At 47.4% G+C, this 20,770-nt stretch carries 32 protein-coding genes and 2 pseudogenes; 28 read left to right on the plus strand and 6 right to left on the minus strand.

The window, feature by feature from the left end; genetic code table 11:
- Complete coding sequence (locus FJD32_RS24280) at positions 1-1,101, plus strand: RepB family plasmid replication initiator protein (protein ID WP_022635569.1); 1,101 nt, start codon at positions 1-3, stop codon at positions 1,099-1,101.
- Between the two features lie 1,006 nt (positions 1,102-2,107).
- Here the strand turns inward: FJD32_RS24280 and FJD32_RS25205 are convergent.
- Both FJD32_RS25205 and FJD32_RS24285 read right to left on the minus strand, forming a co-directional pair.
- Positions 2,108-2,380 (minus strand): annotated as a pseudogene (locus tag FJD32_RS25205) (hypothetical protein); the annotation flags it as partial.
- A pseudogene (locus FJD32_RS24285) lies at positions 2,374-2,971 on the minus strand (phosphohydrolase); the annotation flags it as partial. The pseudogenes FJD32_RS25205 and FJD32_RS24285, both read right to left, overlap by 7 nt.
- Positions 2,972-3,237: 266 nt before the next feature.
- Here FJD32_RS24285 and FJD32_RS24290 point away from each other — a divergent pair.
- The 19 genes from FJD32_RS24290 (at position 3,238) to FJD32_RS24380 (ending at position 13,292) form a co-directional block, all read left to right on the plus strand.
- Positions 3,238-3,846 carry a hypothetical protein gene (locus tag FJD32_RS24290; RefSeq protein WP_181159835.1) on the plus strand — a complete coding sequence of 203 codons (609 nt, stop codon included), beginning with the start codon at positions 3,238-3,240 and terminating at the stop codon, positions 3,844-3,846.
- A 4-nt stretch (positions 3,847-3,850) separates the two neighbouring features.
- Complete coding sequence (locus tag FJD32_RS24295; protein WP_140907123.1) at positions 3,851-4,372, plus strand: hypothetical protein; 522 nt, start codon at positions 3,851-3,853, stop codon at positions 4,370-4,372.
- Positions 4,373-4,374: 2 nt separating this feature from the next.
- A complete protein-coding gene (locus tag FJD32_RS24300; RefSeq protein ID WP_140907122.1) occupies positions 4,375-4,896 on the plus strand; it encodes a hypothetical protein in 522 nt (173 codons plus the stop codon).
- A 98-nt stretch (positions 4,897-4,994) separates the two neighbouring features.
- Positions 4,995-5,468, plus strand: a complete 474-nt coding sequence (locus FJD32_RS24305; RefSeq protein WP_181159834.1) for a hypothetical protein — start codon at positions 4,995-4,997, stop codon at positions 5,466-5,468.
- Positions 5,469-5,478: 10 nt separating this feature from the next.
- Positions 5,479-5,772, plus strand: coding sequence for a hypothetical protein (locus FJD32_RS24310; RefSeq protein ID WP_181159833.1), 294 nt, complete (start codon positions 5,479-5,481; stop codon positions 5,770-5,772).
- A 4-nt stretch (positions 5,773-5,776) separates the two neighbouring features.
- The gene (locus FJD32_RS24315) at positions 5,777-6,631 is read left to right on the plus strand and encodes a hypothetical protein (RefSeq protein ID WP_140907120.1); all 855 of its coding nucleotides are present in this window, start codon (positions 5,777-5,779) and stop codon (positions 6,629-6,631) included.
- A complete protein-coding gene (locus FJD32_RS24320; RefSeq protein WP_181159832.1) occupies positions 6,631-7,590 on the plus strand; it encodes a S49 family peptidase in 960 nt (319 codons plus the stop codon). Before FJD32_RS24315 ends, FJD32_RS24320 begins: the two co-directional genes overlap by 1 nt.
- A gap of 15 nt (positions 7,591-7,605) precedes the next feature.
- The gene (locus FJD32_RS24325) at positions 7,606-8,466 is read left to right on the plus strand and encodes a DsbA family protein (protein ID WP_140907118.1); all 861 of its coding nucleotides are present in this window, start codon (positions 7,606-7,608) and stop codon (positions 8,464-8,466) included.
- 32 nt (positions 8,467-8,498) lie between these two features.
- The gene (locus FJD32_RS24330) at positions 8,499-8,927 is read left to right on the plus strand and encodes a hypothetical protein (RefSeq protein WP_140907117.1); all 429 of its coding nucleotides are present in this window, start codon (positions 8,499-8,501) and stop codon (positions 8,925-8,927) included.
- A gap of 56 nt (positions 8,928-8,983) precedes the next feature.
- Positions 8,984-9,349 (plus strand): hypothetical protein, encoded by a 366-nt coding sequence (locus FJD32_RS24335; protein WP_140907116.1) that lies wholly within the window; start codon positions 8,984-8,986, stop codon positions 9,347-9,349.
- Positions 9,343-9,789 (plus strand): Fe3+-siderophore ABC transporter permease, encoded by a 447-nt coding sequence (locus FJD32_RS24340; RefSeq protein ID WP_140907115.1) that lies wholly within the window; start codon positions 9,343-9,345, stop codon positions 9,787-9,789. Before FJD32_RS24335 ends, FJD32_RS24340 begins: the two co-directional genes overlap by 7 nt.
- Positions 9,786-10,304 (plus strand): nitrite reductase, encoded by a 519-nt coding sequence (locus FJD32_RS24345; protein WP_140907114.1) that lies wholly within the window; start codon positions 9,786-9,788, stop codon positions 10,302-10,304. Before FJD32_RS24340 ends, FJD32_RS24345 begins: the two co-directional genes overlap by 4 nt.
- Entirely contained in the window at positions 10,304-10,534 is a 231-nt protein-coding gene (locus FJD32_RS24350) for a hypothetical protein (protein ID WP_140907113.1), read from the plus strand. The genes FJD32_RS24345 and FJD32_RS24350 overlap by 1 nt, the downstream gene beginning before the upstream one ends.
- Positions 10,521-11,378: a hypothetical protein gene (locus FJD32_RS24355; protein WP_140907112.1), complete on the plus strand. Its 858-nt coding sequence runs from the start codon at positions 10,521-10,523 to the stop codon at positions 11,376-11,378. Before FJD32_RS24350 ends, FJD32_RS24355 begins: the two co-directional genes overlap by 14 nt.
- A 25-nt stretch (positions 11,379-11,403) precedes the next feature.
- Positions 11,404-11,592: a hypothetical protein gene (locus FJD32_RS25210; RefSeq protein ID WP_140907111.1), complete on the plus strand. Its 189-nt coding sequence runs from the start codon at positions 11,404-11,406 to the stop codon at positions 11,590-11,592.
- Positions 11,593-11,607: 15 nt separating this feature from the next.
- Positions 11,608-12,135, plus strand: a complete 528-nt coding sequence (locus tag FJD32_RS24365) for a thermonuclease family protein (protein WP_140907110.1) — start codon at positions 11,608-11,610, stop codon at positions 12,133-12,135.
- 67 nt (positions 12,136-12,202) lie between these two features.
- On the plus strand, positions 12,203-12,628 hold the full coding sequence (locus FJD32_RS24370) for an ATP-binding protein (RefSeq protein ID WP_140907109.1): 426 nt from the start codon (positions 12,203-12,205) through the stop codon (positions 12,626-12,628).
- A 9-nt stretch (positions 12,629-12,637) separates the two neighbouring features.
- Entirely contained in the window at positions 12,638-12,910 is a 273-nt protein-coding gene (locus tag FJD32_RS24375; protein WP_140907108.1) for an HU family DNA-binding protein, read from the plus strand.
- A gap of 88 nt (positions 12,911-12,998) precedes the next feature.
- On the plus strand, positions 12,999-13,292 hold the full coding sequence (locus tag FJD32_RS24380; protein WP_140907107.1) for a chromosome segregation protein ParM: 294 nt from the start codon (positions 12,999-13,001) through the stop codon (positions 13,290-13,292).
- Between the two features lie 28 nt (positions 13,293-13,320).
- Here the strand turns inward: FJD32_RS24380 and FJD32_RS24385 are convergent, their stop codons facing one another.
- Both FJD32_RS24385 and FJD32_RS24390 read right to left on the minus strand, forming a co-directional pair.
- On the minus strand, positions 13,321-13,623 hold the full coding sequence (locus FJD32_RS24385; RefSeq protein WP_140907106.1) for an XRE family transcriptional regulator: 303 nt from the start codon (positions 13,621-13,623) through the stop codon (positions 13,321-13,323).
- 5 nt (positions 13,624-13,628) lie between these two features.
- The gene (locus tag FJD32_RS24390; protein ID WP_013141682.1) at positions 13,629-13,979 is read right to left on the minus strand and encodes a type II toxin-antitoxin system RelE/ParE family toxin; all 351 of its coding nucleotides are present in this window, start codon (positions 13,977-13,979) and stop codon (positions 13,629-13,631) included.
- A gap of 439 nt (positions 13,980-14,418) precedes the next feature.
- Here FJD32_RS24390 and FJD32_RS24395 point away from each other — a divergent pair, with 439 nt between their 5' ends.
- From FJD32_RS24395 to FJD32_RS24405, 3 genes are all read left to right on the plus strand, one after another.
- On the plus strand, positions 14,419-14,613 hold the full coding sequence (locus tag FJD32_RS24395; RefSeq protein ID WP_140907105.1) for a hypothetical protein: 195 nt from the start codon (positions 14,419-14,421) through the stop codon (positions 14,611-14,613).
- Between the two features lie 10 nt (positions 14,614-14,623).
- A complete protein-coding gene (locus FJD32_RS24400) occupies positions 14,624-14,998 on the plus strand; it encodes a hypothetical protein (protein WP_140907104.1) in 375 nt (124 codons plus the stop codon).
- Positions 14,999-15,080: 82 nt separating this feature from the next.
- Positions 15,081-15,422 carry a hypothetical protein gene (locus FJD32_RS24405; protein WP_140907103.1) on the plus strand — a complete coding sequence of 114 codons (342 nt, stop codon included), beginning with the start codon at positions 15,081-15,083 and terminating at the stop codon, positions 15,420-15,422.
- Between the two features lie 17 nt (positions 15,423-15,439).
- Here FJD32_RS24405 and FJD32_RS24410 read toward each other — a convergent pair whose 3' ends face one another.
- A complete protein-coding gene (locus FJD32_RS24410) occupies positions 15,440-15,796 on the minus strand; it encodes a hypothetical protein (RefSeq protein ID WP_140907102.1) in 357 nt (118 codons plus the stop codon).
- A gap of 96 nt (positions 15,797-15,892) precedes the next feature.
- Here FJD32_RS24410 and FJD32_RS24415 point away from each other — a divergent pair, with 96 nt between their 5' ends.
- The gene (locus FJD32_RS24415) at positions 15,893-16,390 is read left to right on the plus strand and encodes a DUF1643 domain-containing protein (protein ID WP_181159831.1); all 498 of its coding nucleotides are present in this window, start codon (positions 15,893-15,895) and stop codon (positions 16,388-16,390) included.
- Positions 16,391-16,435: 45 nt separating this feature from the next.
- On the opposite strand, the gene FJD32_RS24420 is transcribed toward FJD32_RS24415, so the two are convergent.
- Positions 16,436-17,113, minus strand: a complete 678-nt coding sequence (locus FJD32_RS24420) for a hypothetical protein (protein ID WP_140907101.1) — start codon at positions 17,111-17,113, stop codon at positions 16,436-16,438.
- A 552-nt stretch (positions 17,114-17,665) separates the two neighbouring features.
- On the opposite strand from FJD32_RS24420, the gene FJD32_RS24425 reads away from it, so the two are divergent.
- The 4 genes from FJD32_RS24425 (at position 17,666) to FJD32_RS24440 (ending at position 20,749) form a co-directional block, all read left to right on the plus strand.
- Positions 17,666-18,598 (plus strand): hypothetical protein, encoded by a 933-nt coding sequence (locus FJD32_RS24425; protein ID WP_140907099.1) that lies wholly within the window; start codon positions 17,666-17,668, stop codon positions 18,596-18,598.
- Between the two features lie 60 nt (positions 18,599-18,658).
- Positions 18,659-18,877 carry a hypothetical protein gene (locus tag FJD32_RS24430; protein ID WP_240200049.1) on the plus strand — a complete coding sequence of 73 codons (219 nt, stop codon included), beginning with the start codon at positions 18,659-18,661 and terminating at the stop codon, positions 18,875-18,877.
- 424 nt (positions 18,878-19,301) lie between these two features.
- Positions 19,302-20,552 carry a site-specific DNA-methyltransferase gene (locus tag FJD32_RS24435; protein WP_140907096.1) on the plus strand — a complete coding sequence of 417 codons (1,251 nt, stop codon included), beginning with the start codon at positions 19,302-19,304 and terminating at the stop codon, positions 20,550-20,552.
- Positions 20,549-20,749: a hypothetical protein gene (locus FJD32_RS24440; RefSeq protein WP_071681505.1), complete on the plus strand. Its 201-nt coding sequence runs from the start codon at positions 20,549-20,551 to the stop codon at positions 20,747-20,749. The genes FJD32_RS24435 and FJD32_RS24440 overlap by 4 nt, the downstream gene beginning before the upstream one ends.
- Positions 20,750-20,770: the final 21 nt, after the last annotated feature.

The raw sequence follows: 20,770 nt of genomic DNA on the forward strand, positions 1-20,770 counted from the left end.
ATGGACCACCAGCTAGATAGTATCGACGGAACAATCATGAGCAAGAGAACCAAAGACAAAGACGTGGAGAAACTAGACGTAATCAAAGACTCACCACAAATGAGCCTGTTTGAGATCATTGAGTCTCCGGCCAAAAAGGACGACTACTCCAACACCATCGAAATTTACGATGCGCTGCCCAAGTACATCTGGGACCAAAAGAGAGAACACGAAGACCTTTCTAACGCTGTAGTGACGCGACAATGCTCAATCAGGGGTCAGCAATTCACAGTAAAAGTGAAACCAGCCATCATCGAGAAAGATGACGGTAGAACCGTTCTGATCTATGCAGGGCAGCGAGAGGAAATCCTTGAGGATGCGTTACGCAAGCTCGCGGTGAACGGCAAAGGGCACATGATCGAAGGCAAAGCCGGAGTTATGTTCACTCTGTACGAACTCCAAAAAGAGCTGTCAAAAATGGGTCACGGTTATAACCTGAACGAGATCAAGGAAGCCATTCAAGTTTGTCGCGGCGCAACACTCGAATGTATTAGTAATGACGGCGAAGCCTTCATCAGCTCCAGCTTCTTCCCGATGGTGGGCTTGACCACCAGAGGTGAGTTCCGTAAGAAAGGTGGTAACGCTAGGTGCTATGTGCAGTTTAACCCTCTGGTAAACGAATCGATCATGAATCTGTCGTTTCGTCAGTACAACTACAAGATAGGAATGCAAATCCGCTCCCCTCTAGCCCGGTACATCTACAAAAGAATGAGTCACTACTGGACTCAAGCATCCCCTGATTCGCCATACACGCCATCACTTATCAGCTTTCTGACACAGAGCCCTCGTGAGCTCAGCCCACGTATGCCAGAAAACGTCAGGGCTATGAAGCTCGCGCTGGAAGCTCTCATCAAACAAGAGGTCATAAGTGATTACGACGCAAACCAGATTAAGGATGGCCGCAAAGTCATCGACGTGCGTTACGTCATTAGGCCTCACGAGAACTTCGTGAAACAGGTAATGGCATCCAACAAGCGTAAGCAGCAAACAGAACTAAGAGCCATTAAGCAAGGCATGATTGACCACGACATCATTGATGAGCGCCAGCGCAAGGGAAGATAGCTACCAGCATCTCCTCACGAAAGGCGCGTCAGCGCCTTTTTCATGCCTAGAGGAAACTCGATCTCCAAGGCTTCCAGTCAAAATCCTGAAACGGAATTAGATCGTCATGTGGGAAACCTGCACGTATGCAACGAACTGGAGACCATATGCAGAGGGAGCTTTCGCTTTATATATGGGTTTGTTGCACGTTAAATGACGGTGCAACCTCAAATCGTGCAAGCTCGGTAGAAACTCTGCAATAGGGAGTCTCGCAAGGCCAAATCTAAAATTGTAAGACATTGATATTTAAAGGGCTGATGTGTGGGGGAGCTGCACGTTATGGAGTTTGATATATGGGAGCGTTGCACGGAAGTCGTTTCGCATCACGTTTATATATGGGAGCGCTGCACGATTGACAAAGCAGAACAAAGATTGACAGGACAGGACAAACACCAAAAATGGTCAAAATGACCCTGACGCTCCAAAGTGTGACCATGTTCACGCTGAGAAAGGCTAAAAGTTATCCACATTTCCTGTGTATAAGCACGGGGTTGGTATATGGGTACGCTGCACGGCCGCATATGGGTACGTTGCACGGTGCAAAAAACGACCAAATTTGATATGTGGGTACGTTGCACGTTAGAAGAAAGTATGTGGGGCAACTGCACGTTTAAGGGCAAACATATGGGTACGTTGCACGAATGCCAACACAAATATATGGGTACGCTGCACGAAAGGTCTGTTTTTTATAGATTTTGTGGAAAAAATTGGGGGTCCGTGTGGATAACAGTGGATAAGATCCAGAGGCATATGGGAACACTGCACGACAACCTGTGGGAACGCTGCACGTAAATATGTGGGTTCTCTGCACGGTATAAATAAGAGATTTTTAATAATATCAAGGCGTTGGTGGCGTATGTAGAGCAGCTAACCTATCTTTAACCGCTTTTAATCCTTTATACAAAGATCAAAGATCTTTATATTTATCCTTATGATCGATGAGTAAAAAGTAACCACCTTTGTTTCTTTAGAAAAAAGTCTCGTGCAATAGGCCAAACGTAATTAGTATCACCAACAATGCAAGCATAGACAGCACAAAGTAACCCGACTCATACAACACAGTTTTGATCAATAAGATGATGCGTATAGATCTTCCCGAGATCATTCCAACGATCCATTGATATGCAACGAACGAACCTAGACCACAGAACAACACTACCGCCACAGAAAACAAAGAATGATCTCTCAGAACAGATTCACTCAACAGACCGTACTGGATACTTAAAAACGCGAGCTTTCCTCACGTAGCTCGCCAGTGATAAAAAGGATCTTCTTCTCCTTAAAGCGCTCCTGGTTGTTAATCGCCCTGCTGCCCACATCAAAGCACCAACGTATTTGCAATGACGGCGATTACAGGGGAAACGAGGGCTTAGTCTCTATGCAGCACCAGAAGGCCCTCAGGCGTTTCTACGCGATGGGGGTGACTGTAGGTATTCTCCTTGAGCATTTCCCCCTCAAAACCGCCCTCAAGCCATGAGAAATACATTGGGATACCCAGTGCATCCCCAAGCTGACGGCGGTAATCACGCATAAAGGCCAAATTCATGAAAGAACTACCTTCCTGCCCGTCAACGTCATGGTGCCAGAATTCCACCTTTGACTTGTTAACACTCATATCAACCAATCGCAGATACACAGCAATTGAGTCTTTACCACCTGACAGACAAACAATGATGTGGTCGTACAAACCCAAGTTCAAATCCGGAGCAGAGAAGTACACTGTTCTCTCATCACAAACCTGACTTGAAGATATTCCTGTAAGAACCGATTTCAAGGATGGTAAGACCGCCTGGTAATCGAACAGGTCTCGCTGATTTTCTCGCCTTAACATAAGCAGCTCTTTTTTTATTACGGGGTTGTTTTTACTATTCACAGTATTATAAAATGATACTGTGAATAGTAAAGTTTTCAGATCGACCAATCACTCAAGAGAACTTGAGAAACACCAAAAAGCTATCTAAAGGTGGTTTTTCAGTGGTTAGTGTTCAGGTGGCACCTGTCGCAATTGGTTAAAGGTCATTAGAAAGTGGTTTTTTGGTGGTTTTACAGTTTGGAGATAAGTATGTGGGAACGTTGCACGGATAAAGGGAGCCGCACATGAAAGCGATAAAGCGGTTCATCATATGGGTTAATTACGGGCTTGAGGGCTGGAGCATTTTTGGTTCAAGCGATGACTGGGATGAGGCTGTATCCATCCGATCAGAAGCTATAGACGAATGCAGCATTGATGAAGATGACATCATTCTGGCTGAGAACAAAAACGAGCTGGTGGTGAAGCCAGCGGCTAAACAGATGACAGAGTGGCACCGAGAGCTGGAAGCTGTCCTTATGACGCTTGACGACTGCCAAATGGAATGTGACGGCATGACGTGGGCAGTAAGTTACCTACTTAACGAAGCTGGTGTCCCGCATGACTGCATGTATGGATTTGTGCGAAACGAACAGACAAAGGACATCGTGACACCGCATTTCTGGGTTGTCCTGGATGATGGGTGGCTGGTGGATCTGAGGCTTCGCATGTGGCTTGGTGATCATGACAACATTCCTCACGGGGTATTCCATTCTGATAACGAACCAGGATTCTTCTACAAGGGAGACCCGGTTCAAAACCATAAAGGGATGAGACTGGGCAAAGCGGTCCTAGACATCATGACAGACGGAAAACTTTCACATGTGAAAGTTCCTGAACGACAAGACGGAGAGTAATAGCATGGAATTTGATTATGACAAGTCAGTGTCAAATGCACACCTTGAGGCTGCTGGCTGGGGTATGGATGCCTTTAACCACTCCAATCCATTTGAGAGTCATGTCATCTATGTACGTGATTATCGTAACGATCACATCCGTCTGTTCACAATCAAGCAGGCTGACTTCGACACCATAAAACTACCCCTTCACCTTACCTCCGACATGCTGGCTTCGGTGATCGCAGAGTTCGTATCAAAGGCTGCAAAAGGAAAATTGAATGCTAAGGAGTCAGATACGCTGGCTCCGGCCTTGGTCGGCTATGCCAAATCAACGGAAACCTACTGGAGCTGGCGAAGAGTGTCAGGGGTAGCAGAGCGATTGCACATGGTAATCAACATTTACGCCGGTTCTGGATTGTTGAGGCCTTTCATTGCTCGGGCTCCTGAGACAGTCCTGACAAGCCAAGAGGTGTTGGCATTCTCATCGCAGGTTAAGGGCATGGATGTATCTAATCATCCTGAGTGGTTTAGGGGCCTGAGGTAGTCATGAAGGCAGTTATCTGGATATTCGTCCTCATCATCGCCCCTTTCGTCATTGCGAAAGTGGACCAGTGGCGCAAGCGCGGTATTGGAGACACCTGGGCGTGGTGGAAATCAGAGAACATGCCGCCGGAGCTACGCTCAGCCACTTTGTTTCTGTCCGAGCAGGATGTATCAATCACTCTGCCGGTGCCAATGCACGGCAGAGTTGATCAGGTGTACCAAACAAAGAGAGGAGTTCTCATCCCCCTGGACACAAAGTTACGTCAGATAAACCACATCTATGAGTCAGACATTATCCAGCTCTCTGTTTATCAGGTAATTCTGTCACACAAGTACAAAGTACCCGTTGCCAAGTACGGCTATGTCCGAACCGTTGTGGAAACAGCAGACGGAGATAAAGTCCGTTACATCAAAACAACCCTTCTTAGCGAAAAAGAAGTGGTCAAGCTGTGGCACCGCTACCAATCGATCCGTTCTGGTCAGGTAAAACCCTCCTGTTCCTGTGGCGGAAAGTTTCACATGTGAAAGTTTTTTTTGTGAAAAATCGATTGCCCGAATTGGGCAGTTAGGCGGGGTTGCATTTTTAAAAAGTCCTGTACGCTGGTTGGCATAGGAGGTGAATCGTGGCTCAACTTAAACATAACCGCTTAGTCATGTTGGGGTCCCTGATGGCAACAGTTGTAGCAGCCGCTAATGGGTTGAGCTTTATCACCCTTATGGCTGGTGGAATAACCCTTCTCCAGTTTTTGGCTTGGAAGCAACAAGATGCTGTCCAGAGTCGTTTCAAGGCTGCGAAGAATGCTTTTGAAACGTTGAACGTCATTGCGTTCGACAAGCACTGGGTAGGTTCAACCGCGACGGTTGCAAAAGTGTCGAACATGCTTACCCCGGCAGAAAGACTTGATAAACCTTGGGAGGTACAAGTTCTGGCAGTAGCCGAAGGTGGAACCTGGTTCGCAGTTGACCTGCAAGTGACTGGTACTAACAAAGTTCAGATGCTCCGTCTCCACCAGCTCAGTGAAAAAGCTGCAAAGACTATGTTGGCCTTTGACCTTGACGTGTATGAGAAATTTTTCGGAAAACCTGATGTTGCATGAGGAAAATGTGATGGAAAAAATCAAAAACGTAGATGCTCTGGAATACACAGTAGAAGATAAAAAAGCGATGACCCATGCGGCATACGCCCAGTGTATCTTCATTCTGGCCCAAGCGCTTGCTTTCCCTTCCCTGGGGATGGCTGGCGCTATGGTAGCAGCTTTATGCGGCATGATGCCGTGGCTGACTAAATTCGCTAAAGAAGCCCCGTCGAAAGCCTTTGGTATGGTGATGGCTTCACTCTGTATTGCACCTGTTTACGGGAAGCTCTGTGAGCTTGTGATCCACGCTATTCAGGGAGTTTGAGCTTATGGGGCTAGTACGAGCTCCCTATCTCTTGGCTGAGCTTAAAGAACGCGGGGGTGATGATGAATCTGCTCTGGCTAAGATCATGCAGCCCGGTTGCAGGATTGGAGAGGAAGACCTGCGAGCGTTGGCCTCCAAATTAGGGATTGAAATGTCCTCTCTGGCTCCAGCGCCGGAGAATGCGGCCAATACCCGGTTCAAAGCAAAGCTGAGAGGAGGTTTGGCCTCCTTTCTTTTTGAGTATGACGGGTGTTTTCGACATGCCGAAGGCTCCAGCCATGCAGAAATGCTGGGTATCGAGCAAGAAGGCGATATTGGTCTTCCGAGTCGAGCTGCTGATGCCATGCTTCTGGAAAAGACTCTCTACCAAGTAATAGCTCGGGCCAAATACATGCTGAGCAAAATCGACAGCAAGTTTGTTCGGTCAGAACAAGCAATAGAGTTCCGTGAACAACTTGCCCCTGGGATATTCAAACCTGGTTACAGAGGGTTCCGGTTCAAGGAAGCTGCTTCTGGTGATTTGCCTACTGTCATGATTGATGGTCGGAAATTCAATTGCATTGCCAGTATAGCCAGAGCACATGGACTTGATCCGGTAACGGTGCGTAGGCGCATTGCGGATACCGGAAAGACCGCAGAAAAACTCACCAATGATGAGTGGAAACTCATCCTCTCCAAGAAAAAAGGTAAAGGAAAACCCTTCACCTACCTGGATAGAACCTACAGCAATATTGCTCAGTTCTGTCGTGAGCATCAGCTCAACAGCAACCTTGTTTACCAGAAAGTCAAAGATCGGGCTTATAGCACTGATGAAGAGTTCTGGGGACAGATTATTGAAACATGCAAAAGGAACGACTAATGGCAGAAAACAAAGAAATACCCTGGGAGAGAGAGCTCATCGAGAAGTACGTGTTCACCCTGCATAAAGAGCAGGTGAAAGACCGTCGCTGGCGAACAATGTTGCGTGTGCTTCGTGCATCAGGTTTCGTGCTTCTCATGATTGGCTTCATCATCTTGGCGTCTAATCCGGGTGGTATGCCGTGGCAAAGCGCCAAGGCCGGAGCTCCTCACACAGCGTATATCAACATCCGTGGTGAAATTGCAGCCGGAACACTGGCAGATGCTGATCTTCTTATTCCATCCATCCAAGCTGCATTCGACAACCCGAGCTCCCAAGCCGTCGTGCTTCGTATAAACAGCCCTGGTGGTAGCCCTGTTCAAGCAGGACGAATTTATGAAGAAGTGAAGGCGCAGCGAGCGCTTCATCCAGAGAAAAAGGTCTACGCCATCATTGATGACATCGGAGCCTCTGGCGGTTACTACATAGCCTCTGCTGCGGATGAAATCTATGCTGACCGCGCCAGCCTGGTCGGCTCTATCGGCGTCATCAGCTCCGGGTTCGGATTCACCGGCTTGATGGACAAGCTCGGCATTGAGCGACGGGCTATCACCTCCGGAGAGGATAAAGCGCTTCTCGATCCTTTCTCCCCTCTTACCGCTGATATGAAGACGTTCTGGGAAGGCGTTCTATCAAAAACCCACCAGCAGTTCATCGAGCGAGTGAAGGCTGGTCGGGGGGACCGACTGAAAAACGACCAAAAGGTGTTTTCTGGGTTGCTCTGGAATGGTGAGCAGGCCAAAGAAATTGGTTTGATTGATGGGCTGGGTAGTTTGAACTCAGTGGCGCGAGACGTCATTCACCAGACCAGCCTAGTGGATTACACACCAACCGAAGACATCATCCGGAGACTGACTCAACGAGCCAAGCTGGAAGCCAACTCGTTCGTGCAAGAACTCAGCGCTGTGAAAGTTTACTGATAGGAGCAATTTGATATGACAGAACAAAGTACCAAAAAACTACGCTTCGGGGTTATTGCCGCCGTTTTTTTAGGGCTTGTAGGAACTGGCTCAGGGATTTACCAATTCATGAAAGAGAAAGAGCTGGCGCAAGAAATCGCCAGCGTGAAATCCACTGTGAACCAGGTGAAGGATGCCGAAGGCGTCACTTTCAAGAATAAAGCCGAGTTTGATGCGGCTGTGGCGGCAAGCATCAACAAGTTTGTCGAGCAAAAACAGCAATCGGACATCGAACAAAAGTATGCCCAGTTTGAGGGGGCTCCCGAAAAGGTTGAAGATGGCAAGCACATCTATGGAGACCTTGGTGCCCGATTCACGCTGGTGGAGTTTTCTGATTTGGAGTGTCCGTACTGCAAGCAATTTCATGACACACCAAAACAGATTGTGGATGCCAGTAAAGGGAATGTGAACTGGCAGTGGAAGCACATGCCCCTCGATTTCCATAACCCGGCTGCTCACAAGGAAGCTCTGGCCGCTGAATGTATTGCAGAGCAGAAAGGCAACCGAGGCTTCTGGGTCTTTATTAATGATGTATTCCAGCGTTCCCAAGGTAACGGGCGTGGCGTTGAAGACCTTGCTTCCGTTGTCACTGGCGTAGGTGCTGATCTGAATGCTTTCCGTGAGTGTCTCAGCTCTGGCAAGTACGAAGATAAAGTTCAAGCTGACATCAATAAAGCTAAGGGCTACGGCGTTAATGGTACTCCAGCGACCTTTGTTGTAGACAACCAAACTGGTAAGAGTCAGCTACTCGGTGGCGCTCAACCAGCACAAGCGATCATGGCGGTGATGCGAAAAATGATGATTGAGTCGCAACAAGACGACTCTGCGAACCAATAAAACTTTCACATGTGAAAGTGGAGTGAGAATTGATGATCAAGACAACAACTAAATTGGGATGTTTGCTTGGGGGGATGCTTGTCCTGTCGGCTTGTTCCAGCGCCCCTCAGCCAAGCAACGAATACAAGATGGCTCTGGATGATGCAAAACAGTTATGTGAGGCATGTGCTCTGGTTGGTAATGACTTGCTGGTGGCCCTCAACAAATCATGCAATATCCCGATGACCCCCGAGAGTTTTACCGGAGTCATGAATAGCAACCCGATGTTTGCAGCCATGATGGCAATTAACTCCATTGGTGGAACCGATCTCTATCAGGTTTATCGTGACGCGGCCATAGACACCCTGCGTTGCAATGAGATGGACACTTGGCCTGAACGGACCAAGATTCGTTTCCAGCAGCCTGATATGCAAAAGGTGCTGGCCTTGAAGGTTTCTGCCAGACAGCAGAAAGCAAAATAACTTTCACATGTGAAAGTCAGGTTCTCCGGGGCCTGATTTCACTATGAGGTGAACCTATGGAGTTACATGAAGCAAAAGAGGCTCTCGATAGCCTTCATCCTCACAAGCCCTCTGCGCCGTTGAGGTTAGTCATCCACCAGCCTGGAGGGATTGGTGGAACCCCTACTGTGGGGGTGAAAGCTATTCACGCAGGCTTTGACTGGGACAGCAACACCATCCTGATCTATCCGGAAGAGCAGCTCACCCGTTTGACACCGGATGAAGTCGCCGCCATCACAAAGTCAGTATCAAAAGGACAGTCTTGGCATTCATATCAGCAGTTTAAGAAGTTTCGTGAGCAATTGGCCGAAGCCACGAAAGAAATTAGTAGGCTCAAAGCTGAGCTTGAAAGGTATCAGAAAAATGGGGGGATAGAATGCTAAAACGCGGAATAATCAACCTCGCTGCCAGTTACATAATTGTAGATGCCTTGCTCCGGAACGCGGCAATTTGGATATTTGGCCTGTCTTTCTCCGTTGGTGGTGCTTACGTTGTTGGTGAGGCCAGTTCATGGGTCATCTACCTTGCAACCTCTGGAGCTGTGACACTCTGCTCTGTCGTAACAGCCTATCTGCTCGTTACTTATCACCGATGGGGATTGATGGCCGCTAGAGTGTGGCTGTTATTGAGTGCCTGTCTAAACGGTTACGCCGCCTACTTGAGTGGTCATAACATCCAGTTGATGGTGGCTCTATTTGCCAGCTTGTTCATTGCTCTGTGGATGCTCAAGACCCTTGAGCATCCAGCAGTAAAGGGGACATACAAGGTAATAGCAGATCTCCACTCTCAGTTATGGGGAATGTTAAAGGGGCAAGCCAGATGACTACGAATACTCAAAATGCGAACACCAACCAGGTTAAGTCTTTACACGACATGCTTGTCCCCGCCCTGTTGTTCTATGTGGTGATGACGTCCATGTTTGTGGGACTTGACGCCTTCATGGATAAACCCACCAGCATGAACCTGCCATTCATGCCGTTCCTTGTCTCGATGATAAGTTTTACCAGTGACGCACGTCGAGCGTGGGACTGGCGGAATGCGATCAAGGTTGTTGCCGTATTGACTGCGGTAGCCATGCTGTTTGCATTCATTTATCAGCTCGCGGTCGGAGAGATGAATCTCTTAGGGATTGGTGTATACCCTGCGACGGCTCTGCTTATGCTTGCTGTTACCTGGATAATTCGCTCTATCGGAAAGATGGCACCATTCCAGTTCCTGGGGAAGCTCCTTGCGCGGTTTGGTGCATCGAAGTGGGTCCAGCGTACCGCCGCAGTCATTGTTCTCGCTGGAGGCCTTTTGATCACTGTCTACGCCTACTGGCTTAACCACGGGAGCTGATGATGATCATTGCAACGAAGAGCGGCTTGCTGGTGGCCGGAGAACTAATTAAGGAAGAGACCGGATATTGGCTACTACAGCCTCGTGACCAAAAGACGCCCGTCAGGGTGAATAAGCAGGATGACAATAAGCGCGCTTTCACGCATATGGGAGACGCCCTTCGCTGGGCCGGTGATCCTGAGCTTGCAAAGCAGTTCGACGCCGAGGGGGAAGAAAATGCAAATTCGTGACTACATGACAAAGTTGTTTGACGCATTTGGGGATGTTGAAGAAGTCACCCGAGAAATGCTTCTGGAGCAGGCTGAGCTCATTCATACGATCAGTGATAAGTGTCAGAACACAGGCCTGTTTCTGGATTGTCAGGTTCGTTTCAACCAGTTCGTTCAAGAGATTGAGGCTGACGACAAGGTAGAGGATCGGTTGCTTCATGCTTGGTGCTGGGTAATGGACCGAATAGTGAAGGCACCAACATCCTTTCACATGGATGGAGCTGTGATTTTGACGATGCCTCTGGTCGCCAGATACCTGCCACCGGTTGAACGGGAGCCGGAAACCATCGTGGTGAATCTCGATGAGGACTACAAGGCTCCTATAGGCAACCAAACACTCTGCGAGCTCATTATGGAACGGAGGCATTGGCCGCAAGGTGCAACATGTGCGACCCAAGAAGCTGACGGGGGAGTTTTCTACTGGGACGCCCCGGTTGATGTGGTAGAGGAAGGCAGAAAGGTCGCCGGTAAGCACGGCATGATGGCCGAGGTTGGATTAAAGCATCAGGTCGATGCCTGGTATGCTGACATGGACGATATACGTCTAGCAACCGATTGGAATTCCTCTGTAATCACGCCTCACTGCTTGCTGCTTGCCTATCTTAATGTGCTCCAAAAGAACAAAGTGCCGTTTGATGAAGGGGTACGGCTCGCTGCCGAATGGGTAACGCAACTTGGTGGGGAGTCTCGTGAAGATACCGAGGAAGAGCCGGAAGCTGAGGCAACGGTTCTTTCCCTGGGGAGAGCCACAGCTCATTGCTTCAAACCCTACCCGGACACGAAGAATTTCTATTACGAGGCATAAGCCTCAATCAAACAGGAGAAACAACATGCGATACCATGTATTTAAAACGAAGGAAGGTGGGCAGCCGGTGTTTACTGCACCTTGGTACTGGTTAGCCTCAACCATAGCAAACTGGTCATCTCTTAAATGGGATGCTTGTCGAATTGTAGATAGCAAGGTGAATGAGACAAGGCACTGCTGGGCCAAGGCATTGCCTGCTGAAAAAAACAATTAATTTGGTGGAGTGACTATGACTATGGGGATTGTGAAAAAGATGGGGATTTCAGCGTTCCTATCAGCAATGCTGGTGCTGGCTCCTCATGTGTGTGCAGAGACCTTCACAGCAAAGGTTGTGGGGGTGTCTGATGGTGATACCGTCAAAGTTCTAACGGAACAAAGCTGCGATACAGGGAAAGACTGCCGGAGTGGCAAGATCCAGTACCGAGTAAGGCTCGCGGAGATCGATACCCCAGAGAAAAAGCAGCCATACGGCTCAAAGGCGAAGCAGGCCTTATCAGATCTGGTGTTTGGTCGAATGATCAAAGTGGAGCAAATCGAAAAAGACCGTTATGGCCGCCTAGTTGCGAATCTCTATGTCGATGGCAAGTGGGTTAATGCGGAAATGGTCCGCTCTGGTAGTGCGTGGGTATACCGGCAGTACGCCAAAACACCGGAGCTGTTCAAGCTGGAGGCCGAGGCTAAAGCAGATAAACGAGGCCTTTGGGCGTTACCAGAATCAGAGAGAACCCCTCCTTGGGAATGGCGTAGGAAAGACTAAGTTTTTGATGCGCTGTACCTGATGAGCAAAGTTTTAGTGGATTTTATTCAAGAATGCAGGAGTTAAAATGAGAAAATTAATACAGGAAACTGTAGCCGATATAGATAGCAGAAACCCTGGGGTAGAAAATGCGATAAGCATGGCGCTTAATCAGGGTAAAATTCCGTTACTTGTAGGTATATCAGGAACAGGAAAAAGTGTCCTTGCCACAAGAGCTCTTGGATTGCCTTACGAATCGGGCTACAAGATAATCGAACTCTATTGGGAAAAAAATGGACAAAAGCTCTCCAGAAGCGACTATTTTCAACCGACGGAAAAAGGAACGTTATTGATAGACGAAATTCATTGCTACCAACAAGGCGATGAATTGGAACATGTGCTGGCGCTGGCTATAAGTCATGATATGAAGGTAGTCATAACATCACAAAACATTGGGGATGTAGATCCTCAAATATTGAAAAACAAAAGAATTGTTCAAATTAATTTGCACTAAGGGGACTATATGAACAAAAGCGAACTGATTATGAAAGTGGCCGAAGACGCTGACATTAGCAAAGCAAAGGCCGATGCCGCGGTGAATGCGCTGATCAACTCAGTGACAGAGGAGCTTAAAGCAGGTGGAACTGTGGCGCTCACTGGTTTTGGTACTTTCCAAGTCAAGGAACGCGCTGCGCGAACCGGGAGAAATCCCCAGACTGGTGAGAATATCCAAATCGCTGCGGCCAAGATACCTGGGTTTAAAGCTGGTAAGGGGCTAAAAGACTCCGTTAACTAGCTCTTAATCATGTGACACATGAATAATGTTTACATAAGGCTCCTTTTGTGGGAGCCTTATTCATATTAGACATGAATAAGGAGGCGGTGTGAGACTGTCGTCAACGCAGAAGGATGTTCTGTTCATTCTATACGCAATTGAGGCTGGTGGAAAAGACCAGCCTGTTCCTGGCGTGAAAATACTGGAGATGATCAACACATCGCGTCATAGCGGTATTCATGGAACGAATTTCCGAACATCATGCCACACCCTGGTGGAGAATGGTTTGTTGAGTAAGTACAGGAACCCTTCTCTAAAGCTGGCTTTTAAGCTAACCGAAGATGGTAGGGAACGTGCAGGAGAGATATACCGCAAGCGGCTAGAAGAAGATCAGGATAAGTAATACGCCCCGCTCCGGGGCGTAGTGCATGTTAAACAGAAAAACCGTAGTGGGTGCCGTCCGGCAGTTCCACATCGAGTCGCAGCTTACCGCCGGATGCCTCAACGTAGCGCTTAATGGACGAAAGTTTTAGATCTCGTCCAGGTTTCTCCATATCAGAGACTGTCGGTTGTTTAACCCCCAGAGAAGCAGCAATTTCACCTTGGGTGAGTTTCACGCGAGAGCGAAGCTCTGCTAGGTGGATGTTTAGCAACATTTCAGTAGCCGCTTTCTGTGCTTTGGCAACAACATCAGGCTTTTCTGTTGCCAGCATTTGGTCAAGAGTTCTTGCCATAACGCTTACTCCTTCTTTAATTTATCCAAGTGCGCCGCAAATTCACGGTCTGCAATTGGGATCATTACTTCATAAAATCGTTTCTCATCCCCAGTCTTATTACCGGCACAGAGAAGAATCCCCTTACGCTTTGGATCGAATGCAAAAAACGCTCTGAGAGGATCTCCTTTGCTTTGAACCCGTAGCTCTTTCATGTTGCTGTAGGATGAACCGTTCACAGTGTCAGCGTATGGCCTCGAAAGCATAGGACCTCTGTCACGAAGTACCATCATCGAAGCAAGGACGTTGGCTCTATCAGTATCATCCAGAGCATCGAACCATTCATCAAAGGTGTCGGTTGTCTCGATGGCCCACATGATTTCTCCTTACTTAATATAGGTGCAATACTATATAGATTCAAACCTATAATCAAGGAAAATCGACGACAGGGGTCTGATCCAAGCGAGCAGATGCAAAGAAGAAAGCTTTCACATGTGAAAGTCTTGCAAGGCGTGTTTTAATTGTTTACAGTACCATAAAATAAACCTGTAAAGGTGCGCGATGAATGTGCTTCCAACGAAAAGTTGGCCTTGGGAGATATAACTCAACCAGACCTGAATGGCTGACAGCGTATCGAAACGCTAGATGTATGAGAAACTCAGGTAAAGAGCCTGATGCTTCTCTTTCCGGGATAGCTTGGAAGGCGCAACTTATTGTTGCCCACGAAAGAGACAGAATTGACAACCTGGCAGTCCCTATTGAAGTCAGATTGATAGCAAAGAACCTCATAAATGAGATTCTTGTTGAGGAGAACTGATGGAAGAAAAAATCACCTACGAAGAGATGATTGAACAACTCGATCAGAAAGGCATCCGCATTACCAATGGTGCGCGACGGCTTTATGTCGCGTTGAACAATGGAGTGAAAGCTGAGGTGCTGGGTAACTGCGGTCCCGCGACAATCAGTTTGGTTGACAGAGTAATTGTTGTGGAAGAGCACACTCTCCACTAAGGGCAGCAGTATGGGCAAAAAAGTACATATCATTTGCGGAAAGTGTGGCAGTGACGAGATGAACTTTGTCATCAATGAACACTGTCCAGACGATCCACAGAATGTTGCCAGTATGTCTTGCTCAAACTGTTGCGAACTGACAGGCATAGCCGAGTGGTCGGAATTTAATAGCCGGGAGTTGAAAGGTGAAGCAGTCGCCCTATCAGCATCGGCAAGAGTGAATGCTCTTCTGGGATTGCTTCGCCAGGCGATGGACAGCGTTGAGTATCGCCTCTATGGCGGGGACATGTCATTGAGCGGTGATGATGCGGCCGAACTTATCGACCTCCAGGAGCGAGCTGAGAAGGCCTTATCTGCTCTTCGGAGTAATCCGCATACGAACTGATAATGGGAGTAGTTAGAACGTGTGGAAGCTAATTAAAATCGCAATTATTTTGTACATAGTGTACTACATGGTGTCGTTTTATATGACTCAAAGACGTATCGCAGATTTTGCAGGTACAGAACGCCCATACTTATTCAAAGAAGCTCTTACAAATAAGATTGCTGCTAGTGATTTTGCTGCGTTGGAACAAGCATATACAGATCCGAAACAAATTTGTCCTGACATTTCAACAAATAGGGATTACTTAACTGTGGCTTTTGTGAACGATGTTATGGTGTGCTGCGATACTGAGGAATGGCTAGTTCCATATCGTAATGTAGGTTCAAATCGAGAATACTTTTGCGGCAAGTGGCCGAGCATTGAGATCATATCTCAGCCGCTGAATAAAACTAAGCTTCAACTCGGAGTGTCTGAGCTTGAGTAGTAACAATGACCTTAAATTCAGCAACCCAACAGTTCACCAGTCTCATAATCGTACCCCAAAGAACCATTCATGCAGGGAGAACTTTTCTTACGACGAAGGGAACTGGATTTTTGCTGTTTTTTAACAGGCTGAGCCGGAGTGACAAGCATTCCATAAAAAAGAGAACCGATAAGTGCTGCTTGCCAGGCGAACACAGCAACCAGAACCCAAAAAACAATAGCCAGAACCGGAAATTTGTGCAGAAGATTAAGCACAGGCTTGGTCCAAATCACTGTCGGTATAACGAGCACTGCGTAACCCCAGTTGGTAGCCTCAAGCATAGCCAGTCCAAGAACAACAATAGCCATCAGCGCGATATTAAGTACATGTTTCATGGTTATTTCTCCTTTTCAATTTACACTTTAACTCTATCACAGTATTAAAAAATGCAACTGTGAATAGGCGTTTTTAAGACAAAAAGAGGTGATATTTTGAGTGCAATTATCAGCAAGTGCGGCATGTACCGATACCGTCTGGAAAGGGATGTGCAACCCGAAGGCCTTGTGTTTGGTTATTTTGGTGTAAACGGCTCTACGGCCACGGCCACCGAGGACGATCACACAGTTAGAAAGTGGATAGGGTTTACCAAGGTCAACGGAGGGAGGCGATTCATAGTCGGTAATGCTTTTGCTTTTCGGGCGACCGACGTTCGTGAGCTGGCTACGGCGGTTGATCCTGTCGGGCCTGAAAATGAAATTCACCTGGAAAGGATTATTCGAGATGCTGATGTACTGGTGCCCTGTTGGGGGAGCCGAACTAAACTGCCTAAGCCTCTCCACATTCATCTGGATAGACTTTTTGAGCGGCTGGTTGCATCTGGTAAGTCGGTCATGACATTTGGCGTGACCAGTTCGGGGGACCCGAAGCACCCGTTAATGCTTGGATATTCGACAAAACTTACACCTCTGGTAAGTGGTACAAGCATGTAAAATCTGAAAATGGAGCAGAGTTGCCTCTGCTCAGTTTTAATGACGTTAATAGACGCCTAAGTTTTCCATTATGAAAATTCCATTCCCGGTCCCGGCATCAACAAAACCAAGTTTTTTGTAATAATCACCAAGCCGCTGAAACGCTAATCCTTCATCGTTTGTTATTTTTTCGAGGCCTAGCTTTTTATGCCAATCTTTTTCTTCCTGTGACGCTCTTGTCGATTCATAGAAAGGAACCTCAAATTGCAAAGGGAAGGGCTTTACGGCGATTAGTTGCGAACTGGCCGCAAATTTTCTTAATACATCAAAAATTATAGTTTGTGCGTAGTTTTTCCCCCTGTATTCTGGGAGTATTTCGATGCGGTCAATGATAAATAATTGAGTTATATCATCAGGATAGAAGTGGTCATATGGGCTATCTATAGCCTCGAACGCTACAGGTGACAGCTCATTGCTCTCAACATCGAACAACTCCATGTATGGTTCAGTTGATGCCTCCATGTCTAAAAGGTCATTCCAGGAATATAAGACTCCACCATGACTTGAATTGATGAGAATGAAACGCGACTTGGATATTGTAACTTCCTCGTCTGTATCACTGTCATATCCAACTGTTTCGCAATCTATATTAAAAATGCAACCTTCTTGAGCGTCGTCTAATAAACAACCACTTTTACAAGTAAATATATTGGTTAACGAATAAATACAATTCTCGCCTGACATTGTTTTCCTTCCAAATACATTGTGATACTGTATTTACAGTATCACATAATGATACTATGATTGGCAATGCAAGGTGGAATTTTTTTGGAGGGATATATGCTCACTGCTAAATGTATAGGCTGCGGATGCACCGATGAACACGCTTGTGTTGAAAACGGTCAACCGTGCCATTGGCTTCGTGTGAATAGAGTAGAAGGTGTGGGGGTTTGCTCATCGTGCCCGGACGCTCTCGATCAATTTGTATCAACTGGACAGGAACAAACAACTACACAAGAACACTACCGAAACAGTCCTGAATGGAAGGATTTTTCTTCACGCATTGGTAATGCTCTATGCGGGGGTAGGGGCAAAGGAGAGTAACGTAAATCGGCTATGCCGTTTTTATTTGTTTATTATAGGGTCACTTTATAACGCTATAAAAATTGAGCCTGTAATTGCCCAAAATGGGCGCGAACAGGAAGAGGAGAAGGTGTGGTACTGAGGCAAAATACTTTGCACTAGCAGAACAAAGCAAGAATGAACTTTCACATGTGAAAGTTTTGGGGGAACTGGATGGAAGAAGAGATTCAAAATTACTTGGCTAACGACCAGCAATACCTGGATAGGATTGCCAGTGCCCTTAGTCAGGTTAAAGAAAAAGGGGGGGAATACGATGCGTTCTGTCGGCAGCGCGCATCGTTGGGGTTCTGGCAAAAAATCAAAACATTCTGGCAGTTTCGCAGGGACATCGCCGTTATACGATCAGTGCTGAAAGGCTGTAACAACAATTTACGAAATTTGCATCGCGAGAGGGAAAGCCTCAAGGAGGCTCTGATTGCTCGGGTTGTTAAGCAAGCGATTGATGGTAGCCAGATTCTGGAACGAATCACTCAATCTCAGGATAGGCTTGATGCAGCATCTCGACTCCACGAGAGCAATAAGCGACTGGTGGATATGGGGGAAAAAGCCTTACGCGAAATCAGTGAGGCCTCCTCCAGTGTTTCGTCTGCACAATCAATGGAAGTTCTCGACCTTGTGACTAACAACAAGGGGATTTCCGTCATGTCGTCGATGTCCAACTCCTCGGCCAGTAGTGAAATAAACGATGCGAAAAGAGCTTTGAAAGCCTTTGCAAATGCCCTGGGGGAGCATCGTGACATTGTGGGCTCGCTGCACAACTCAATGGCAACAGAGTTTATAGATCTGGGCATGGACTTTGCCGGTTTAAATGATGGTTTCGACTTTGGGAGCGTCTTCTCGCTGTTCAGCTTGTCGTCTGCTAGTTCGTCCCTGGACAAAGTAGAGTCTCGCGTTGAATCACTGATGCCAGATCTAAAACGAGCCGCCTCCAATTCGGCAGCAGAGTATGCCCGTGTTAACGAAGAGTTCTTTGGATTAAAACAGCAGGTTTGTAGCCAATGGCGTGAGCTGCTGGTGGCAAGTGGTGTAGACGTATCTGTCAAGCTGTTTGAATCCTCTGTATACCGCTACAGAGTTGGAAATTGAATGTTTACAGTATCAAGAAGTGATGCTATAAAGTGGGCACGTCACAAGGAGACCCAACGAATGGCTGCTATCAACTCACTCCGCGCTCTTAAAGGTGTTACCGCCCCCGAAGAACTTAAAAAAGGGGATGGATTCACTATTGCTCCTCAGCTTCTTCTTGAAGAGGAGGGGTTTAACACTCGTGGTGCTTTCTGCGAGAACTACTACGAGCGCCCAGACATTAAGGCTGGATTTCGCAATGAGGACCAGCAAGAGCTGGATCTGGCGGGTAATCAGTAATGGGGCGCTGTACTGTTGAGGATGCCATCCAGTTGCTGGAAGGAGGAACTATTGTTGCGGTAATAGCAGCCTCATCTGACTCAGGTGAGCTGGTAGTTTCCTCTATCAGGCTTGAGTCTGGACTGATAGTACAGTTTTCCCCTCCAGCGGCAGTGAGTGTCAGTGTTCAACTTTCGGAGACTGATGATGAACAGTGACCAAAGATCGTCTGAATTAACCAGACTAATGCGTCAGCATAAGCTAGTTTGCTCCATCATCGCAGCCGTACTCATCTGTGCAGATATATATGGGGTCGTTGCACGTTTGGGCTTCATCCTGATGGCGCCATTTTTTGTTATCGCCTTAGTTTACACCGAGCATAACGTAAATAGTGCCGAAGCAACCTCTCTGTTCAATGGCATCTTCCAGAATATGGAGGGACATAATGAGTAACCAGTTGGAGCTCTTCCATGTCCAAGAAGCGTATGCCAAGGCGGAAAAACCTTTATCCAATGACGAACTCTACGATTCAGTGGCTGAGCTAGCAGGGATTCCTAAAAGCGCTCTGAATGAACAAAGTGAAATTGGTAAGGCAAAGGTCAAGCGAAGCAAGCTGAAAAGGCAGATCCGCTGGTATCAGCAAACCCTCAAGTCGATGAACCTTCTCCAAAAGGTAGACGGCGAGCGGGGTGTCTGGGAGCTATCAAGTAAAACCAAGAAGGGCCTGCATGAGGCTCTTGGCGGCGTTCGACTTGTAGCCTATTCAACAAATCTTGGACTGGCAGTGTGGTCAAACAACAAGAGCTTTTTCTCTGACCTCGATGAGCCGGTTCATCTGTGTGTTACATCGCCGCCGTTCCCGCTCCGGATACAGCGTGGCTATGGAAACGTTGTTGAAGCCAAATGGGTGGATTTCATTACTGAGGCGCTCGAACCGATAGTCAAAAACCTTGTGCCTGGTGGAAGTGTTGTTCTGAATGTCAGCAATGACATCTTCGAGGCCAAGAGCCCCTCCAGATCTCTCTACGTTGAGAGAATGGTACTGGCGCTCCATGATCGGCTCGGGCTGTCTCTCATGGATAGATGGCCGTGGATCAACCTGTCCAAACCACCAAGTCCTACCCAATGGGCTTGTGTGAACCGTTACCAGTTGTGTTCCGGGTGGGAGCCTGTTTATTGGTTTACCAACCACCCTGACAGAGTGCGTTCAGACAACAGGAGGGTCTTAATCCCTCATACAGAGAAGCATCAGAAGCTGATGGCCCAAGGCGGTGATAGCAGGGTGGTTAGTTATGGTGACGGGGCCTATCGACTGAGAGGGAACGCATTCTCTAATGTTACCGAAGGACGGATACCGAAGAACGTTATCCAGCGCGGCCACCGTTGTTCGGATACGCTGGAGCTTCGCAGGATCGCTAAAGAACTGGGATTGCCGCCGCACCCGGCCATGTTCCCAACAGATATTCCTGAGATGGCTATCCGCTTCCTGACAGAAGAGGGGGACCTGGTTGTTGACCCGTTCAGTGGGTCGAATAAGAGCGGGTTGGCCGCAGAAAGGAATAATCGGCGCTGGATAGCTTGTGACATCATCCTTGAGTACATTCGCACCCAGGCGGAAATGTTCACCGGCTTTGATGGATTTTGGATGAACCCAGCAATAGGAATGGTAGGAATGGGAGCAGTGAAATATTCATGAAGCGTGATTTATTAGAATCTATAGGGCTAGATGCTAGTCCCTTAGAGTTGGCGGCCAAAGCTGTGCTTCGTGAAGAGCTGGACCGTGTAGAAGTTCATCCTTGTGATGAAGGTGATGATGTGGTTGCTGCCAGGCATTTAACACAAGAAATGAAAATTTTGCTATCTGCTCTCACGGGCTATAAATTGTCCAAATAGCTTAGTTGATATTATTTAATA

The organism is Shewanella sp. LC6, assembly GCF_006385735.2.
Classification (GTDB): domain Bacteria; phylum Pseudomonadota; class Gammaproteobacteria; order Enterobacterales; family Shewanellaceae; genus Shewanella; species Shewanella xiamenensis.

Excerpts from the sequence above, each read along its gene's own strand:
- FJD32_RS24280 (WP_022635569.1), top strand. The coding sequence starts at position 1 with ATGGACCACCAGCTAGATAGTATCGACGGAACAATCATGAGCAAGAGA.
- FJD32_RS24290 (WP_181159835.1), top strand. The coding sequence starts at position 3,238 with ATGAAAGCGATAAAGCGGTTCATCATATGGGTTAATTACGGGCTTGAG.
- FJD32_RS24295 (WP_140907123.1), top strand. The coding sequence starts at position 3,851 with ATGGAATTTGATTATGACAAGTCAGTGTCAAATGCACACCTTGAGGCT.
- FJD32_RS24300 (WP_140907122.1), top strand. The coding sequence starts at position 4,375 with ATGAAGGCAGTTATCTGGATATTCGTCCTCATCATCGCCCCTTTCGTC.
- FJD32_RS24310 (WP_181159833.1), top strand. The coding sequence starts at position 5,479 with ATGGAAAAAATCAAAAACGTAGATGCTCTGGAATACACAGTAGAAGAT.
- FJD32_RS24315 (WP_140907120.1), top strand. The coding sequence starts at position 5,777 with ATGGGGCTAGTACGAGCTCCCTATCTCTTGGCTGAGCTTAAAGAACGC.
- FJD32_RS24320 (WP_181159832.1), top strand. The coding sequence starts at position 6,631 with ATGGCAGAAAACAAAGAAATACCCTGGGAGAGAGAGCTCATCGAGAAG.
- FJD32_RS24325 (WP_140907118.1), top strand. The coding sequence starts at position 7,606 with ATGACAGAACAAAGTACCAAAAAACTACGCTTCGGGGTTATTGCCGCC.
- FJD32_RS24330 (WP_140907117.1), top strand. The coding sequence starts at position 8,499 with ATGATCAAGACAACAACTAAATTGGGATGTTTGCTTGGGGGGATGCTT.
- FJD32_RS24335 (WP_140907116.1), top strand. The coding sequence starts at position 8,984 with ATGGAGTTACATGAAGCAAAAGAGGCTCTCGATAGCCTTCATCCTCAC.
- FJD32_RS24340 (WP_140907115.1), top strand. The coding sequence starts at position 9,343 with ATGCTAAAACGCGGAATAATCAACCTCGCTGCCAGTTACATAATTGTA.
- FJD32_RS24345 (WP_140907114.1), top strand. The coding sequence starts at position 9,786 with ATGACTACGAATACTCAAAATGCGAACACCAACCAGGTTAAGTCTTTA.
- FJD32_RS24350 (WP_140907113.1), top strand. The coding sequence starts at position 10,304 with ATGATGATCATTGCAACGAAGAGCGGCTTGCTGGTGGCCGGAGAACTA.
- FJD32_RS24355 (WP_140907112.1), top strand. The coding sequence starts at position 10,521 with ATGCAAATTCGTGACTACATGACAAAGTTGTTTGACGCATTTGGGGAT.
- FJD32_RS25210 (WP_140907111.1), top strand. The coding sequence starts at position 11,404 with ATGCGATACCATGTATTTAAAACGAAGGAAGGTGGGCAGCCGGTGTTT.
- FJD32_RS24365 (WP_140907110.1), top strand. The coding sequence starts at position 11,608 with ATGACTATGGGGATTGTGAAAAAGATGGGGATTTCAGCGTTCCTATCA.
- FJD32_RS24370 (WP_140907109.1), top strand. The coding sequence starts at position 12,203 with ATGAGAAAATTAATACAGGAAACTGTAGCCGATATAGATAGCAGAAAC.
- FJD32_RS24375 (WP_140907108.1), top strand. The coding sequence starts at position 12,638 with ATGAACAAAAGCGAACTGATTATGAAAGTGGCCGAAGACGCTGACATT.
- FJD32_RS24385 (WP_140907106.1), bottom strand. The coding sequence starts at position 13,623 with ATGGCAAGAACTCTTGACCAAATGCTGGCAACAGAAAAGCCTGATGTT.
- FJD32_RS24390 (WP_013141682.1), bottom strand. The coding sequence starts at position 13,979 with ATGTGGGCCATCGAGACAACCGACACCTTTGATGAATGGTTCGATGCT.
- FJD32_RS24395 (WP_140907105.1), top strand. The coding sequence starts at position 14,419 with ATGGAAGAAAAAATCACCTACGAAGAGATGATTGAACAACTCGATCAG.
- FJD32_RS24400 (WP_140907104.1), top strand. The coding sequence starts at position 14,624 with ATGGGCAAAAAAGTACATATCATTTGCGGAAAGTGTGGCAGTGACGAG.
- FJD32_RS24405 (WP_140907103.1), top strand. The coding sequence starts at position 15,081 with ATGACTCAAAGACGTATCGCAGATTTTGCAGGTACAGAACGCCCATAC.
- FJD32_RS24410 (WP_140907102.1), bottom strand. The coding sequence starts at position 15,796 with ATGAAACATGTACTTAATATCGCGCTGATGGCTATTGTTGTTCTTGGA.
- FJD32_RS24420 (WP_140907101.1), bottom strand. The coding sequence starts at position 17,113 with ATGTCAGGCGAGAATTGTATTTATTCGTTAACCAATATATTTACTTGT.
- FJD32_RS24425 (WP_140907099.1), top strand. The coding sequence starts at position 17,666 with ATGGAAGAAGAGATTCAAAATTACTTGGCTAACGACCAGCAATACCTG.
- FJD32_RS24430 (WP_240200049.1), top strand. The coding sequence starts at position 18,659 with ATGGCTGCTATCAACTCACTCCGCGCTCTTAAAGGTGTTACCGCCCCC.
- FJD32_RS24435 (WP_140907096.1), top strand. The coding sequence starts at position 19,302 with ATGAGTAACCAGTTGGAGCTCTTCCATGTCCAAGAAGCGTATGCCAAG.
- FJD32_RS24440 (WP_071681505.1), top strand. The coding sequence starts at position 20,549 with ATGAAGCGTGATTTATTAGAATCTATAGGGCTAGATGCTAGTCCCTTA.